Annotated in this window: 13 protein-coding genes; 10 read left to right on the forward strand and 3 right to left on the reverse strand. The window is 50.2% G+C overall.

Features of this window, described 5'->3' with window-relative positions; all coding sequences use genetic code 11:
* Positions 1–56: 56 nt before the first annotated feature.
* Positions 57–1,259, reverse strand: coding sequence for an acetate kinase (locus JK198_RS05125; protein ID WP_212707227.1), 1,203 nt, complete (start codon positions 1,257–1,259; stop codon positions 57–59).
* A gap of 297 nt (positions 1,260–1,556) precedes the next feature.
* Between JK198_RS05125 and yfbV the strand changes: the two genes are divergently transcribed.
* Positions 1,557–2,006 (forward strand): terminus macrodomain insulation protein YfbV, encoded by a 450-nt coding sequence (gene yfbV / locus JK198_RS05130; RefSeq protein WP_212707226.1) that lies wholly within the window; start codon positions 1,557–1,559, stop codon positions 2,004–2,006.
* A gap of 68 nt (positions 2,007–2,074) precedes the next feature.
* Here the strand turns inward: yfbV and yfbR are convergent, their stop codons facing one another.
* A complete protein-coding gene (yfbR, locus tag JK198_RS05135) occupies positions 2,075–2,680 on the reverse strand; it encodes a 5'-deoxynucleotidase (protein ID WP_212707225.1) in 606 nt (201 codons plus the stop codon).
* 152 nt (positions 2,681–2,832) lie between these two features.
* Positions 2,833–4,050, reverse strand: coding sequence for a pyridoxal phosphate-dependent aminotransferase (locus tag JK198_RS05140; protein ID WP_212707224.1), 1,218 nt, complete (start codon positions 4,048–4,050; stop codon positions 2,833–2,835).
* A 922-nt stretch (positions 4,051–4,972) separates the two neighbouring features.
* Here JK198_RS05140 and JK198_RS05145 point away from each other — a divergent pair.
* The 9 genes from JK198_RS05145 (at position 4,973) to nuoI (ending at position 15,696) form a co-directional block, all read left to right on the forward strand.
* On the forward strand, positions 4,973–5,932 hold the full coding sequence (locus JK198_RS05145; protein WP_212707223.1) for a LysR family transcriptional regulator: 960 nt from the start codon (positions 4,973–4,975) through the stop codon (positions 5,930–5,932).
* A gap of 486 nt (positions 5,933–6,418) precedes the next feature.
* Entirely contained in the window at positions 6,419–6,859 is a 441-nt protein-coding gene (locus tag JK198_RS05150) for an NADH-quinone oxidoreductase subunit A (RefSeq protein WP_212707222.1), read from the forward strand.
* Between the two features lie 15 nt (positions 6,860–6,874).
* Positions 6,875–7,555 carry an NADH-quinone oxidoreductase subunit B gene (locus JK198_RS05155; RefSeq protein WP_212707221.1) on the forward strand — a complete coding sequence of 227 codons (681 nt, stop codon included), beginning with the start codon at positions 6,875–6,877 and terminating at the stop codon, positions 7,553–7,555.
* Positions 7,556–7,670: 115 nt separating this feature from the next.
* Entirely contained in the window at positions 7,671–9,470 is a 1,800-nt protein-coding gene (gene nuoC, locus JK198_RS05160; RefSeq protein ID WP_212709963.1) for an NADH-quinone oxidoreductase subunit C/D, read from the forward strand.
* A 2-nt stretch (positions 9,471–9,472) separates the two neighbouring features.
* Positions 9,473–9,988, forward strand: coding sequence for an NADH-quinone oxidoreductase subunit NuoE (nuoE, locus tag JK198_RS05165; RefSeq protein WP_212707280.1), 516 nt, complete (start codon positions 9,473–9,475; stop codon positions 9,986–9,988).
* Positions 9,985–11,331 (forward strand): NADH-quinone oxidoreductase subunit NuoF, encoded by a 1,347-nt coding sequence (gene nuoF, locus JK198_RS05170; protein ID WP_212707219.1) that lies wholly within the window; start codon positions 9,985–9,987, stop codon positions 11,329–11,331. The genes nuoE and nuoF overlap by 4 nt, the downstream gene beginning before the upstream one ends.
* 113 nt (positions 11,332–11,444) lie before the next feature.
* Positions 11,445–14,168 carry an NADH-quinone oxidoreductase subunit NuoG gene (gene nuoG / locus JK198_RS05175; RefSeq protein ID WP_212707218.1) on the forward strand — a complete coding sequence of 908 codons (2,724 nt, stop codon included), beginning with the start codon at positions 11,445–11,447 and terminating at the stop codon, positions 14,166–14,168.
* Positions 14,165–15,142, forward strand: a complete 978-nt coding sequence (gene nuoH / locus JK198_RS05180) for an NADH-quinone oxidoreductase subunit NuoH (protein WP_212707217.1) — start codon at positions 14,165–14,167, stop codon at positions 15,140–15,142. The genes nuoG and nuoH overlap by 4 nt, the downstream gene beginning before the upstream one ends.
* An 11-nt stretch (positions 15,143–15,153) precedes the next feature.
* A complete protein-coding gene (nuoI, locus tag JK198_RS05185) occupies positions 15,154–15,696 on the forward strand; it encodes an NADH-quinone oxidoreductase subunit NuoI (protein ID WP_212707216.1) in 543 nt (180 codons plus the stop codon).
* Position 15,697 lies beyond the last annotated feature (1 nt).

The following is a 15,697-nucleotide window of genomic DNA, read 5'->3' on the forward strand; positions in this document are numbered from 1 at the left end:
TTTGTCGGGTCTTAAAAACAACACCGTCAGCCTGAGCTGACGGTGAGATAATAAATTCAGGCGGTGAGCCTTGCGGCATCCCGGGCAATCACCAGTTCTTCATTTGTCGGGATCACCAGCACCGGCCGGGTGCCGGGTTTATTGATAAATCCGGATTGTCCGAAACGGGCAGCAAGGTTGCTGTCATGATCAACATCCAGATTCAGTAATGCCAGTCTTTTCAGGGTCAGTTCACGCACTCTGGCGGCATTTTCACCAATTCCTCCGGTAAAGACGACGGCATCTAACCGGCCATCCATTAATGAAGTGTAGGAGGCGATATATTTTGCCAGACGATGACAGAACACATCCATTGCCCGGCGCGCATTGTCTTCCGTCAGGTAATTTTCTTCCACATAACGGAAATCATTAGTGGCTTCCGTCAGCCCCAGCAGCCCGGATTCTTTGGTCAGCATGTGGTTAATCTGGTCGGTTGTCATCCCCAGATTATCATGCAGGAAGAAGATAATTGCCGGGTCAAGATCACCACTACGGGTTCCCATGACCAGTCCTTCCAGCGGCGTTAACCCCATGGACGTATCAACGCATTCACCATTACGGATTGCCGCCACTGAAGCCCCGTTCCCCAGGTGGCAGGTAATAACATTCAGCGACTCTGCCGGGATTTCCAGGATCTTTGCGGCTTCACGTGATACATAATAGTGACTGGTGCCATGGGCACCATAGCGACGTATCCCATGTTGGGTATATAACGGGTAAGGCAGGGCATAAAGATAAGCTTCTTCGGGCATAGTCTGGTGGAATGCTGTATCAAATACCGCGACATTTTTGTCCGACAGATGCGGGAAGTTTTTTAATGCTTCTTCGATGCCAATCAGATGTGCCGGATTATGCAATGGCGCAAAGCCGGACGCATTACGGATTTCTGCAATCACGTGTTGATCAATAATCACTGACTGGGTCAGGCGCTCACCACCATGTACTACCCGGTGCCCGATAGCAACAATCTGTTCTGACAGCAGCGGTTGCTGGCGAAGGATATTACTGACGATAAAATCAAGTGCCTGACTGTGGGCTGCATAAGCGCCAAGAGATGCTTCCTGTTTACCGCTTTCCTGAGTCCATTTTATCCGTGCTTCCGGCAAATTAAAGCATTCTGCCAGTCCGGAAAGATATTCATCACCGTTTTCAGGGTTTATGATAGCAAACTTCAGGGAAGAACTGCCGCAGTTGAGGACCAGGACTAACTTACTCGACATGGAAGCACCTATTTGTTTAAAGTGGCGATGAACAGCGCCATCAGACGTTAATGTAACCCATGAATGCTGACGGGGTTAGAATAAATACCCGGCCGGAGCAAAATATTGTCCATACTCAAAAAAAACTGTAATTTCTGCATTTTTTTTTGAATGTGCAGCGATGATTTTTTGCGAGCGGCACCGGGGATGATCTGCTGTAAAAAAGCCTATGGTATTTAAAGCGATGTTAAATTTCACCTGATTAGTGACTGTTTTAAAATTTTTTTGATGTTTTATTGATATAGTTGAGGTTCCGTGATGAGTAATTCAGGCAATGTAAGCTGGTTTGGTATATTACAACGCGGTCAGCACTATATGAAAACCTGGCCTGATGATAAGCGTCTGAGGCCGGTATTCCCTGAACACCGCATCGGTAAGGCGATACGGTTTGGTATCCGGTTTATGCCACCGCTGGCGATATTCACCCTGTGCTGGCAAATTGCGTTACATGCACAATTAGGTCCTGCGGTAGCCAGCGCGCTATTTGCCTGCAGTCTGCCGTTGCAGGGATTATGGTGGATGGGCAAACGCTCGGTTAAGCCTCTGCCGCCGTCATTATTACAGTGGTATCATTCGTTACGGGAAAAACTGGCCCATGCGGGCCAGGCAACGGCTATGCCGGAAGGTTCTCCGACGTACCAGTCTCTGGCGGATGTGCTTAAGCGGGCTTTTAACCAGCTGGATAAAACCTTTCTTGATGAACTCTGACTGATACCCTGTTCCTCTCTGCCCGCAGGCAATAACCCTGCGGGACAAAATGATATCCGGGGTATCGGCTAGCGATAGTGCTCCGAGATTTTATCGAGGGTAGTGGTACAGCTGGCACAGAATACTGCCATAAAATCGTTCACTTCCGGCATCTCATGGCGTAGTTGGCCGATACGTTCTTCCAGTCCTTCTTTGACATGCTGAAACTCATCGTTATGAAAGCGTAACTCGTTTAATGCTTTGATATAAGCGGATAAAATATCTGCCGCTTTGACGATAGCTTTGTATTGCGGATCGACATCATTCTGAATGATCAGCCCCGAGAAACTTGCCCGCAAGTCTTCGGGTAAGGTCTCAATACACTCCTGCTCGGCCAGAGTTTCCAGCTGTTTAAATGCCTCCGTGAAACGGGGGTTATGGTACTTGGTCTTGGAGTTGATATCCTGAAGCTTGGTTTCGGAGACTTCATGATATAAGGCGATGACTGCAGCACGATCAGGATTGAGAGTATTTCCATAACGGGTATTACCGATGACAGTCAGTAAATGGGCAATCACAGCTACCTGATGACTATGCTCAGCGACATTCTCTTCCTGAAAACAATGCATTAATGCCCAGCGTTTGATCAGTGGCATGCGGGTGATCCATGCCATAAACGTACTTTGTAACTTCATACACAAACTCCTTACCTGCCGTTCTCGTCGTGAGTGGCATCAATAATAGCAGCGGATAATGACAGGCGGGAAACCGGAGCGGGTGAAATACGGAATTCAGGAGAATAAAAATGCCCGGAATCTGCTGATCCGGGCAGGTCGGATGCCGCTGATTACTGGTGGTAGTGTTCCAGGAACCGGCCGAATTTACCGATAGCCATTTCGAGGTCATCAACACGTGGCAGTGTGACAATCCTGACATGGTCAGGCCATGGCCAGTTAAACGCGCTGCCCTGAACCAGCAGGACTTTTTCCTGTAACAGAAAATCCAGTACCATTTTCTGGTCATCGTGCAGATTGAATTTTTTCGGGTCGATACGCGGGAACATATATAATGCGCCCTGTGGTTTTACACAGCTGACACCGGGAATTTCGTTAATCAGTTCCCAGGCACGGTCCCGTTGCTGGTAAAGACGCCCGCCGGGAGTAATAAACTCGCTGATACTCTGATAACCCCCTAATGCGGTCTGGATCGCATGTTGCGCCGGTACGTTGGCACACAGACGCATAGAGGCCAGCATTTCAAGGCCTTCGATATAGCCTTTGGCATGTTTTTTCGGGCCATTCAGCACCATCCAGCCTTGTCTGAAACCGGCCACACGGTAAGTTTTGGACAATCCGTTAAAGGTGACAGTCAGTAAGTCCGGAGCCAGAGCGGCAATAGACTGGTGCCGGGCTTCATCATAAAGAATTTTATCGTAAATCTCGTCGGCAAAGATAATCAGGTTATGTTCACGGGCGATAGCCACAATTTCCAGCAATAGTTCTTTGCTGTACACCGCACCTGTCGGGTTATTCGGGTTAATAATAACAATCCCGCGGGTCCGCGGAGTGATCCTGGCCCGAATGTCGTCCAGGTCAGGGAACCAGCCAGCAGATTCGTCACAGAGATAATGTACCGCTTTACCGCTGGATAAGGAGACCGACGCTGTCCATAGCGGGTAGTCAGGTGCCGGTACCAGCATTTCGTCACCGGTGTTCAGTAACGCCTGCATAGATTGCACGATCAGCTCTGAAACACCGTTACCGATATAGATATCTTCAACAGTGACATCACGCATACCCCGTTTCTGATAGTGCTGCATAATGGCTTTGCGGGCGGAGTAGAGTCCTTTTGAATCACAGTATCCCTGGGAGGTCGGCAGATGTTTAATCACATCCACCAGAATTTCATCCGGCGCTTCAAACCCGAACGGTGCCGGATTGCCGATGTTGAGTTTGAGTACTTTATTACCTTCTTCCTCAAGGCGTTTAGCCTCTTTCAGTACCGGGCCGCGTATGTCGTAACAAACGTTCTCAAGCTTCGCAGATTTTTCAATTTTATAAGTCATTACAATCGCCTTGGATGGCAGAGTCCATGTGTCTGCCCTGTGAGTCAACACTATAAATGTACTCTTCTGATGGTGCTAAAAGAAGGGTAAAGGCATCTTTTGGGGATTTGTTCAGCTCATCAGTAATTTTAATATTATCATATAATGTAAAATATAATAAAACCAGATTAATTAACCAGCAATCTCTATAAACATAGAATTTTATTCTGGTTGTTGCTTTCAGGCTATCTGATTGAAATTTACCGTGTAAAAGATGAACAGTTAACCGAAGGTAAAGATAAAACTGTAAATTATTAGTAAGGACAGATTAATTGTTTATTTATGTAATCGGTTCCATTTTTATTGTATAGATAAGAAAATTAGCAAACAGCATTTCAAATCAATAGTTAATTAAGATAATTCTGTTAAATTTTAATGATTGTCCTGATTTTATTTATATTGATGATGTTATATTACATATAAAAAACAGCAGGATAGGGTTTTTTGCTCAACTATTTTCGGTTATCTTTCTCGCCGGGATGATGTCAGTGGTAAATACCGCTCTCTGAATATGAAGCAGGTCAAAAATTATGTACTTTTATATAAAAAAAATTCCAATTCCCGGTTAAAAATGATTAAGTATTATTAATAAATTTAATGCGATTAAAATCTGCAATAAATTTTACGACCTGCCATTTTCTGGTCAGGATAAATATTCAGCAGAAGCGTGAAACATTTCCGGAGAAAATGTCTTCTTTCACGCAACATAGAAATAATTGTGTTAATGAGAACTTTCTGAAACAGGGCCGCTTTTCTGTCTGCGCTTATTGCCGATGGACCCTTTTTTGGAAATACTCACCCCGATTTGTATCCTGCCGGCAGGCAGGTTTTGAAGTAATACCAGGGCAGTAAGTAATAAAAATCTTATAAGTGACTAAAAAATATGACAAATACTAATCCTCCAATTATGAATCTGGATCTCGACCTGCTAAGAACATTTGTCGCAGTAGCGGATCTGAATACGTTTGCCGCCGCCGCCGCGGCTGTGTGCCGTACTCAGTCAGCTGTCAGCCAGCAAATGCAGCGGCTTGAGCAACTGGTCGGAAAAGAACTGTTTGCACGACACGGGCGTAATAAATTACTGACAGAGCACGGTATTCAGTTACTTGGCTATGCCCGTAAAATTTTACGTTTTAACGATGAAGCCTGTGCATCGCTGATGTACAGCAATGTGCAGGGAGTATTGACTATCGGTGTGACTGAGGACACGGCCGAGACCTTGCTTCCTTATGTGCTTAACCGTATTACCACGTTATATCCGAAACTGACGATTGATATCCGTATTACCCCGTCGGCCACTGTGTTTGAGCTGCTGGAGAGAAAAGAGGTTGATATCGTGCTGAGCACTTCAGCCGGTGATGGCGTTATCAGCCAGGTACTGCGTACTTCTCCGACATTGTGGTTTTGTGCCGCAGATTATGCTTTCCGGCACGGTGAAGCCTTGCCGTTGGTTTTACAGGATGAGTCTAACCCTTATCGTGAAATGGCCATCGAAAATCTTAATCGTAATGGAACGCCATGGCGTATTTCCTACGTGGCGACCTCTCTGTCTGCGGTGAAAGTCGCGGTAAAATCAGGCCTGGGAGCAACAGCACGTCCGGCCGAAATGATCGGCCCGGAAGTCAGAGTGCTGGGCAATGCGGAAGGACTGCCTGCTCTGCCGGATACCCAGTATCTGGTGTGTCGTCAGCAAGATAATGATAACGAACTGTTGCGGTCGGTCTTTACCGTATTACAGCCGCTGGCTGATCCGTCACATCCGTTATCTGAAGATAACGAGACTCTGCCAGAAGAGGATGAAGATCTGACGGATGTCATCCCGGGAAATAGTGAAGATCACTAGCGGAACAGCCGTTAGCGTTACTGATTATTAAAACCCGTCATCTCTGTGGCGGGTTTTTTATTGCCGTCACCCGCAAAAACTTGAATAAAAACCCGCAATCTGGCTGTTTTTTATTCATCCTTCTCTGAATTCTGCTCTCGATCAAAAAATAATTCATCCTTTCCGGGGTAAATTGAAAAAGACCTGCCAGACTATAAGGACATCGTTGCTAAATTAAACAGTTCGCCCTATGAGCAACCATGACTGAAGCGATTTAGCTGGACGAAGTCGCACTGTTTGTTAATAATATGTGTGTTTTGTGAATTAGTCTTTAATTATAATTGTCAGTGTTGACAAAAGGTTACTGTAGAGGGTAGATAAACCATAATTATACTGTGGGTACCATAGGTGCAGCAGATTTTTATAAGGTTAACCCTTCCTTTGAATGATTGTGGTGACGGGCGTTAAGCGTCAGCTGGCTTCCGGATCTACGTTTGATGAGTAAGCATGAGTATGTCAACAACCACTGAAGTAATCGCACATCATTGGGCTTTCGTTGTATTTGTCATTATTGCTTTCGGGCTCTGTGCTTTCATGTTAACCGGGGGCTGGTTACTCGGGGGCAGGGCAAAAGCAAGATACAAAAATACACCTTTCGAGTCGGGTATCGACGCGGTCGGTAATACCCAGCTGCGCTTGTCTGCAAAATTCTACCTGGTGGCGATGTTCTTCGTCATTTTCGATGTTGAAGCGCTGTTTCTTTACGCATGGTCAGTTTCTGTGCGCGAAAGCGGCTGGATAGGCTTTGCCGAAGCGGCGATCTTTATTTTGGTATTACTGGCGGGTCTGGTGTATCTGGCACGTATCGGTGCGCTGGACTGGGCACCTGCCCGTCGTCGCGTCACCACAGATTCCGGACGTAGTGATATCCCTTCTCAAAAGCAGTAACAGTGAGGCATTAGAATGGACTATACGCTGACCCGCATAGACCCTGAAGGCAGCGGGAATAATGATCGTTATCCCCTGCAAAAACAGGAGATTGTGAGCGATCCGCTGGAACAGCATGTACACCGCAGTGTGTATATGGGCAAGCTGGAGCATGCGCTGCATGACATGGTTAACTGGGGCAGAAAAAACTCTCTATGGCCTTATAATTTCGGTCTTTCCTGCTGCTATGTTGAAATGACCACTTCTTTTACTGCTGTCCATGATGTAGCACGTTTTGGCGCCGAAGTGATGCGTGCCTCTCCCCGTCAGGCTGATTTTATGGTGATTGCCGGGACACCGTTTACCAAAATGGCCCCGGTAATACAGCGTCTCTATGACCAGATGCTCGAGCCAAAATGGGTTATCTCAATGGGAGCCTGTGCCAACTCTGGCGGTATGTACGATATCTATTCTGTTGTGCAGGGCGTTGATAAGTTCCTGCCGGTGGATGTGTACATCCCCGGCTGCCCGCCTCGTCCTGAAGCCTATATGCAGGCCCTGTTGTTGTTGCAGGAATCGATCGGTAAAGAACGCCGGCCACTCTCCTGGGTGGTCGGGGATCAGGGGGTCTACCGGGCCAATATGCCTTCAGAGCGTGAACGAAAACGTGGCGAACGTATTGCTGTGACAACTTTACGCACCCCGGATGAAATCTAAGCCGGTTATTCAGGGATGAGTGTATCCCGGCGTCATCTGAACCATCATCCCGCCGGCCGCCATCCTGACGTCATCTTATAAGTGCCTGAATACAGGCCGGAATGGTGAATATCGTATGACTGATTTGAACACGCAAGACTCCGTTCTGCCCGCCTGGCAAACCAGAGATCATCTTGATGATCCTGTTATCGGTGAACTGCGTAATCGTTTTGGCCCTGAGGCCTTTACTGTTCAGCCAACCCGTACCGGGCATCCGGTGGTCTGGGTTCCGCGTGAACAGTTACCGGAAGTAATCACCTTCTTACGCGCACTGCCTAAACCCTATGTCATGCTTTACGATTTGCATGGAACAGATGAACGGCTGCGTACCCACCGTCAGGGGCTGCCTGCTGCTGACTTTTCTGTTTTCTATCATCTGTTATCGATTGATCGTAACCGCGATATTGTGATCAAGGTAGCGTTAGCGGAAAGCGATCTGTATTTGCCGACTCTGACCACAATTTTTCCCAATGCCAACTGGTATGAACGGGAAACCTGGGAAATGTTTGGCATTACGTTCCGCGGACACCCGCACCTGACCCGTATCATGATGCCTGATACCTGGAGTGGTCATCCGTTACGTAAAGACTATCCGGCCCGTGCCACGGAGTTTGATCCTTTTTCCCTGACCAAAGCGAAAGAAGATTTGGAAATGGAGGCTCTGGCATTTAATCCCGATGCCTGGGGCATGAAGCGCGGTACGGCCAGTGAAGATTTTATGTTCCTCAACCTCGGCCCTAACCATCCGTCAGCCCATGGTGCCTTCCGGATCATTCTGCAGCTGGATGGTGAAGAAATTGTCGATTGTGTGCCGGACATTGGTTACCACCATCGTGGTGCTGAAAAAATGGCAGAGCGCCAGTCATGGCATAGCTATATTCCCTACACGGACCGGATTGAGTATCTCGGCGGCTGTGTTAATGAAATGCCTTATGTACTGGCTGTCGAAAAGCTGGCGGGGATCACTGTTCCCGATCGGGTCAATGTGATCCGTGTGATGCTTTCTGAGCTGTTCCGTATCAACAGCCATCTGCTTTATATCTCGACGTTTATTCAGGATGTGGGGGCGATGACCCCGGTATTCTTTGCCTTCACTGACCGGCAAAAAATTTATGATGTGGTGGAAGCGATCACCGGATTCCGGATGCATCCTGCCTGGTTCCGTATTGGTGGCGTTGCTCATGATCTTCCTAACGGCTGGGAACGGTTACTGCGTGACTTTCTCGACTGGATGCCAAAACGGCTCAAAGAATATGACAAAGCCGCATTGCGTAATAGTGTGCTGGTTGGCCGCTCGCGGGGAGTCGCCGCCTATAACCAGCAGGAAGCCCTGGCCTGGGGAACTACCGGGGCCGCATTACGTGCCACCGGGCTGGATTTTGATGTCCGTAAATGGCGCCCGTATTCCGGTTATGAAAACTTTGAGTTTGACATTCCGGTCGGCGGGGGCGTCAGCGATGCTTACAGCCGCGTGATGCTGAAGATGGAAGAGATGTGGCAGTCACTGCGTATTCTTGAACAATGTCTGAAAAATATGCCGGCGGGTCCGTTTAAAGCGGATCATCCTCTGACAACACCACCGCCGAAAGAGCGCACATTGCAGCATATCGAAACGCTGATTACCCACTTCCTGCAGGTTTCCTGGGGTCCTGTGATGCCTGCTAATGAATCGTTCCAGATGATTGAAGCGACCAAAGGTATCAACAGTTATTACCTGACAAGTGATGGCAGCACCATGAGTTACCGGACCAGGGTCAGAACGCCGAGCTTTCCGCATTTACAGCAGATCCCTTCGGTGATCCGTGGCAGCCTGGTATCAGACCTGATTGTCTATCTTGGCAGTATTGATTTTGTTATGTCTGACGTGGACCGCTAATGATGAATAACCAGCAAATAGCCGTTAAAACGATAGACCCTGCAGAAACTTTTGTGCTGAGCGCAGAAGAACATCAGGCCATTGAACACGAAAAGCATCATTACGAAGATGCCCGCGCCGCGTCGATAGAAGCTCTGAAAATTGTCCAGAAACATCGCGGCTGGGTTCCCGACGGGGCGATTGATGCGATTGCCGGTGTGCTCGGTATTCCGGCCAGTGATGTCGAAGGGGTCGCCACCTTTTACAGCCAGATTTATCGCCAGCCGGTCGGCCGGTATGTGATCCGCTACTGTGACAGCGTGGTCTGTCATATTACCGGCTACCAGGGGATACAGACGGCACTGGAACACACCCTGAATATTAAACCGGGACAGACCACCGCCGACGGGCGCTTCACGCTGTTACCTACCTGTTGTCTGGGAAACTGTGATAAGGGGCCGGTCATGATGGTCAACGAGCAGACGCATGTCCATCTGACACCGGAAGCAATTGCCACTTTACTGGAGCAGTATCAATGACCGTTAAAACAATCATTCGTACTGCGGAAACCCATCCTCTGACCTGGCGGATGCGGGATGATAAGCAACCCGTGTGGCTGGAAGAGTACCGCAGTAAAAATGGCTATGCCGGTGCTGTAAAAGCACTTCAGAGTTTGTCGCCGGATGACATTGTGGCACAAATCAAGGACTCCGGGCTGAAAGGCCGTGGCGGGGCTGGTTTCTCCACCGGCCTGAAATGGAGCCTGATGCCTAAAGATGAATCCATGAATATCCGTTATCTGTTATGCAATGCGGATGAGATGGAGCCCGGCACCTATAAAGACCGCCTGCTAATGGAACAGATGCCACACCAGCTGGTGGAAGGGATGCTGATTGGGGCATTTGCTCTGAAAGCCTACCGCGGCTATATCTTCCTGCGCGGTGAGTATATTGAAGCGGCCGCGCACCTGCGACGGGCAATAGATGAAGCGACCGCGGCGGGCCTGCTGGGAAAAAATATCCTTGGGACCGGTTTTAACTTTGAATTGATCGTTCATACGGGCGCCGGGCGCTATATCTGTGGTGAAGAAACCGCTCTGATTAACTCACTGGAAGGCCGCCGGGCTAACCCGCGCTCCAAACCACCGTTCCCGGCATCCGCTGGTGTGTGGGGTAAACCGACCTGTGTGAATAATGTTGAAACCCTGTCAAATGTGCCGGCCATTATTGCCAACGGGGTGGACTGGTACAAAGGGATTTCCGGCAGTGATGATGCCGGGACCAAAATGATGGGGTTTTCCGGACGGGTGAAAAACCCCGGTGTCTGGGAACTGCCTTTCGGGATTACTGCCCGTGAAATTCTTGAGGACTATGCCGGAGGAATGCGTGACGGGCTGCAGTTTAAAGCCTGGCAACCCGGCGGTGCAGGCACCGACTTTCTGACTGATGCGCATCTCGATTTACCGATGGAGTTTGCCAGTATTGGTAAAGCCGGCAGCCGTTTGGGGACCGCGCTGGCGATGGCGGTTGATCATGAAATTAATATGGTTTCCCTGGTCCGTAATCTTGAAGAGTTTTTTGCCCGCGAGTCCTGTGGCTGGTGTACCCCGTGCCGTGATGGCCTGCCGTGGAGTGTCAAAATTCTTCGCGCTCTGGAACAGGGAAAAGGGCAGCCGGGGGATATTGAAACGCTGCAACAACTCTGTCGCCAGCTAGGCCCGGGCAAAACGTTCTGCGCCCATGCGCCTGGTGCCGTAGAGCCATTGCAGAGTGCGATTAAATATTTCCGTGATGAGTTTGAAGCGGGTATTGCACCCCAGGTATTCGGCAATATCCGTCCTGTGAAGGGTATTCAGCCTAACCTGCTGAAATCACGATGGTAAGTCAGGTAGCCTCCCCGCGGTCAGGGGAGCCTGGCGCCTGATTCACCACGATAAATTATAAGTATTATGTTTAACGCTCGTGCCGGCACGAGCCTTACGGAAGCATGTTCACTATGGCTACTATTCATGTAGACGGTAAAGAATATGAAGTAAACGGGGCTGACAATCTGTTACAGGCTTGTCTTTCTCTCGGGCTGGATATTCCTTATTTTTGCTGGCATCCGGCGCTGGGCAGTGTAGGTGCCTGCCGTCAGTGTGCGGTAAAGCAATACCAGAATGCCGAAGATACCCGTGGACGTCTGGTGATGTCCTGTATGACCCCGGCCTCTGACGGCACTTTTATTTCGGTGGAAGATGCCGAAGCGAAAGAGTTTCGTGAAAGTGTGGTTGAATGGCTGATGACCAATCATCCCCATGATTGTCCTGTCTGTGAAGAAGGGGGGAATTGTCATCTGCAGGACATGACGGTGATGACCGGACACAGTTTCCGGCGTTATCGTTTCACCAAACGCACCCATCGTAACCAGGATCTCGGGCCTTTTATCTCTCATGAGATGAACCGCTGTATTGCCTGCTATCGTTGCGTCCGTTATTACAAAGATTATGCGGGTGGTACCGACCTCGGGGTCTATGGTGCCCACGACAATGTCTACTTTGGCCGGCCGCAGGATGGCACCCTCGAAAGCGAATTTTCAGGTAACCTGACAGAAGTCTGCCCGACCGGCGTGTTTACCGACAAAACTCATTCCGAACGCTACAACCGTAAATGGGATATGCAGTTCGCTCCCAGCATCTGTCAGCAGTGCAGCGTCGGCTGTAATATCAGCCCCGGTGAGCGTTATGGTGAATTGCGACGTATCGAAAACCGTTTTAACGGCAGTGTTAACCACTATTTCCTGTGTGACCGTGGCCGGTTTGGCTACGGGTATGTAAACCGTGATGACCGTCCCCGTCATCCTCGCCAGCGGCACGGCAGTGACTGGGTTACCCTGAGTTCAGAACAGGTGATTAATGCGGCTGCCGATATAATACGTCAGGGGAAAAAGGTCATTGGTATCGGCTCCGGACGCGCCAGTATAGAAAGTAACTTTGCGTTACAGCAACTGGTCGGAGCAGAAAACTTTTCGACCGGAATGGCCAGCAGTGAACATAATAATGTGATGCGGGTTCTGCAGGTGCTGCGTGATGGCGGTATCAACACGCCGTCCTTACGGGATATCGAATCTTATGATGCCGTACTGGTACTGGGAGAAGACCTGACCCAGGTAGGGGCGCGGGTAGCCTTATCCGTACGTCAGGCCCTGAAAGGAAAAGCGCGTGAAATGGCAGCGGCCCAGAAAGTGGCTGACTGGCAGATTGCGGCGATCCTCAATATCGGCCAGCATGCGAAACATCCGCTATTTTTAACCCATACCGAGGAAACCCGGCTGGATGATATTGCTGCCTGGAGCTATCGGGCAGCGGTGGAAGATCAGGCCCGGCTTGGCTTTGCGATTGCCCATGCCATCGACAGCTCGGCACCGGCGGCCGGAGAGATGGACGCCTCTCTGGAGGGCAAACTGGATGTGATTGTGCAGGCACTGAGTGGTGCGAAGAAACCGCTGATTATTTCCGGCACTCACTCCGGCAGCCAGGCAATAATCGATGCCGCGGCCAATGTGGCCAGAGCACTGAAAAACCGCGGATCAGATGTGGGTATCACTCTCCTGTTGCCTCAGGCTAACAGCCTCGGGCTGGCGATGCTCGGTGGTCAGCCGCTTGAGCCGGTACTGGATAGGCTGCACCAGGGGGACGCTGATACGGTTGTAGTCCTTGAGAATGACCTCTATCGCCATGCTCCGGCATCACTGGTGGATGCGGCGCTGGCACGTTGCCAGCAGGTCATAGTGGCGGATCACCAGCAGACCAGAACCCTGGATAAAGCCAGTTTCGTACTGCCTGCGGCAACTTTTGCCGAAGCTGACGGGACCGTTGTCAGCCAGGAAGGGCGTGCACAACGTTTCTTCCAGGTATTTGACCCTGCATTCTACGATAATTCGGTACAAATTACCGAAAGCTGGCGCTGGCTGCATTCGCTGCATGTGGCGCTGGAAAGCCGGAAAATTGACTGGTCACAGCTGGATCATGTTATTGACTCAGTGATTGCTGCACAGCCTCAGCTGGCGGCGATTAAAGATGCCGCTCCGGACGCAGCCTTTCGTATCCGCGGGCAGAAACTGGCCCGCTCACCTCATCGTTATAGCGGGCGTACGGCCATGCGCGCCAATATCAGTGTGCATGAACCGCGGCAGCCGCAGGATATTGATACGATGTTCGCCTTCTCCATGGAAGGGAATAACCAGCCTTCCGCACCGCGTTCTCAGGTGCCGTTCGCCTGGGCACCCGGCTGGAATTCACCTCAGGCGTGGAATAAATTCCAGGATGAGGTCGGCGGGCATTTACGTCATGGCGACCCCGGGGTCCGGTTAATCGAACCTTCTGCCGGACAACTGGAGTGGTTTATGCCGCCGCTGCCAGCCCCGGTGATCCGTGGTCAATGGCAGGTAGCCCCTCTGTATCGCTTATTTGGCAGTGAAGAGCTGTCACAGCGCTCGGCGGTGTTCCGTGAACGTATGACTGAAGCCTGTGTGGTTCTGAATCAGGGGGAGGCGGAAAAGCTGGGTATCACCCGCGGCACATGGCTGGAACTGCAATGCGCCGGTGAAACCCTCCGCCTGCCGGTCCGTTTTTCAGCGACGTTACCTGCCGGTCAGGCAGGCTTGCCGCTGGGAATGCCGGGGGTTCCTCTGTTCCTGTCCGGTGCCACTATTGAAAAACTGCAGGAGGCAGCACAATGAGTTGGTTTACTCCTGAAGTCATCGCGGTACTGATCCAAATAGTGAAGGCAATAGTTATCCTGCTGGTGGTTGTGGCCTGTGGCGCCTTGATGAGTTTTGCCGAACGCCGCCTGCTGGGGTTATTCCAGAACCGTTACGGGCCAAACCGTGTCGGCTGGGGGGGCTCACTGCAGCTGGCTGCAGATATGATCAAAATGTTCTTTAAAGAGGACTGGGTTCCGCCTTTTACTGATCGGGCTATTTTTACCCTTGCACCGGTCATTGCCTTTGTCGCCTTACTGCTGGCGTTTGCCATTGTCCCGGTCTCTCCGGACTGGATGGTCAGCGATCTGAATATCGGATTGTTGTTTTTCCTGATGATGGCAGGGCTGGCGGTGTATGCGGTGTTGTTTGCTGGCTGGTCGAGTAATAACAAATACTCACTGCTGGGGGCGATGCGTGCTTCGGCCCAGACGCTCAGTTATGAAGTCTTCCTCGGGCTATCCCTGATGGGGGTCGTGGCGCAGGCGGGCTCGTTCAATATGACCGATATTATCGTCAGTCAGACTCATCTGTGGAATATCATTCCGCAATTCTTTGGCTTTTTGACCTTCTGTATTGCCGGCGTTGCGGTCTGTCACCGTCATCCGTTTGACCAGCCAGAGGCTGAGCAGGAGCTGGCGGATGGTTATCACATTGAATATGCGGGGATGAAATTCGGTCTGTTCTTTGTCGGTGAATATGTGGCTATTACCACAGTATCGGCACTGATTGTCACACTGTTCTTTGGCGGCTGGTTAGGTCCCTGGTTACCGCCATTTATCTGGTTTGCCCTCAAAACGGCATTTTTTATGATGATGTTTATTCTGATCCGCGCTGCGCTGCCGCGTCCGCGTTATGACCAGGTGATGTCGTTCGGCTGGAAAGTATGTTTGCCGTTGACGCTGTTGAACCTGCTGGCTACCGCAGCAGTGATTCTGTACAACGCGCAATAAGGAGCTACACCATGACATTAAAAGATATTGTGGTGGGATTTGCGACACAGGTGCGCAGTATCTGGATGATCGGAATGCACGCCTTTGCTAAGCGCGAAACCCAGATGTATCCGGAAGAGCCGGTCTATCTGCCGCCGCGCTATCGCGGGCGGATTGTGCTGACCCGCGACCCTGACGGCCAGGAACGTTGTGTGGCCTGTAACCTCTGTGCTGTAGCCTGTCCGGTCGGGTGTATCTCTTTACAAAAAGCGGAAATGAGTGACGGACGCTGGTATCCGGAGTTTTTTCGCATCAATTTTTCGCGTTGTATTTTCTGCGGATTATGTGAAGAAGCCTGCCCGACTACTGCGATTCAGCTGACACCTGATTTTGAACTGGGTGAATTTAAACGTCAGGACTTGGTGTATGAAAAAGGTGATCTGCTGATTTCAGGCCCCGGCAAATATCCGGAATATAATTTTTACCGTATGGCCGGTATGGCTATCGACGGTAAGGATAAAGGTTCTGCCGAAAACGAAGCCAAACCTATCGACGTTAAAGGCTTATTACCCTAAG

Source organism: Tatumella sp. JGM91, assembly GCF_018257575.1.
Taxonomy (GTDB): Bacteria; Pseudomonadota; Gammaproteobacteria; order Enterobacterales; family Enterobacteriaceae; genus Tatumella; species Tatumella punctata.

Excerpts from the sequence above, each read along its gene's own strand:
- JK198_RS05125 (WP_212707227.1), bottom strand. The coding sequence starts at position 1,259 with ATGTCGAGTAAGTTAGTCCTGGTCCTCAACTGCGGCAGTTCTTCCCTG.
- yfbV (WP_212707226.1), top strand. The coding sequence starts at position 1,557 with ATGAGTAATTCAGGCAATGTAAGCTGGTTTGGTATATTACAACGCGGT.
- yfbR (WP_212707225.1), bottom strand. The coding sequence starts at position 2,680 with ATGAAGTTACAAAGTACGTTTATGGCATGGATCACCCGCATGCCACTG.
- JK198_RS05140 (WP_212707224.1), bottom strand. The coding sequence starts at position 4,050 with ATGACTTATAAAATTGAAAAATCTGCGAAGCTTGAGAACGTTTGTTAC.
- JK198_RS05145 (WP_212707223.1), top strand. The coding sequence starts at position 4,973 with ATGACAAATACTAATCCTCCAATTATGAATCTGGATCTCGACCTGCTA.
- JK198_RS05150 (WP_212707222.1), top strand. The coding sequence starts at position 6,419 with ATGAGTATGTCAACAACCACTGAAGTAATCGCACATCATTGGGCTTTC.
- JK198_RS05155 (WP_212707221.1), top strand. The coding sequence starts at position 6,875 with ATGGACTATACGCTGACCCGCATAGACCCTGAAGGCAGCGGGAATAAT.
- nuoC (WP_212709963.1), top strand. The coding sequence starts at position 7,671 with ATGACTGATTTGAACACGCAAGACTCCGTTCTGCCCGCCTGGCAAACC.
- nuoE (WP_212707280.1), top strand. The coding sequence starts at position 9,473 with ATGAATAACCAGCAAATAGCCGTTAAAACGATAGACCCTGCAGAAACT.
- nuoF (WP_212707219.1), top strand. The coding sequence starts at position 9,985 with ATGACCGTTAAAACAATCATTCGTACTGCGGAAACCCATCCTCTGACC.
- nuoG (WP_212707218.1), top strand. The coding sequence starts at position 11,445 with ATGGCTACTATTCATGTAGACGGTAAAGAATATGAAGTAAACGGGGCT.
- nuoH (WP_212707217.1), top strand. The coding sequence starts at position 14,165 with ATGAGTTGGTTTACTCCTGAAGTCATCGCGGTACTGATCCAAATAGTG.
- nuoI (WP_212707216.1), top strand. The coding sequence starts at position 15,154 with ATGACATTAAAAGATATTGTGGTGGGATTTGCGACACAGGTGCGCAGT.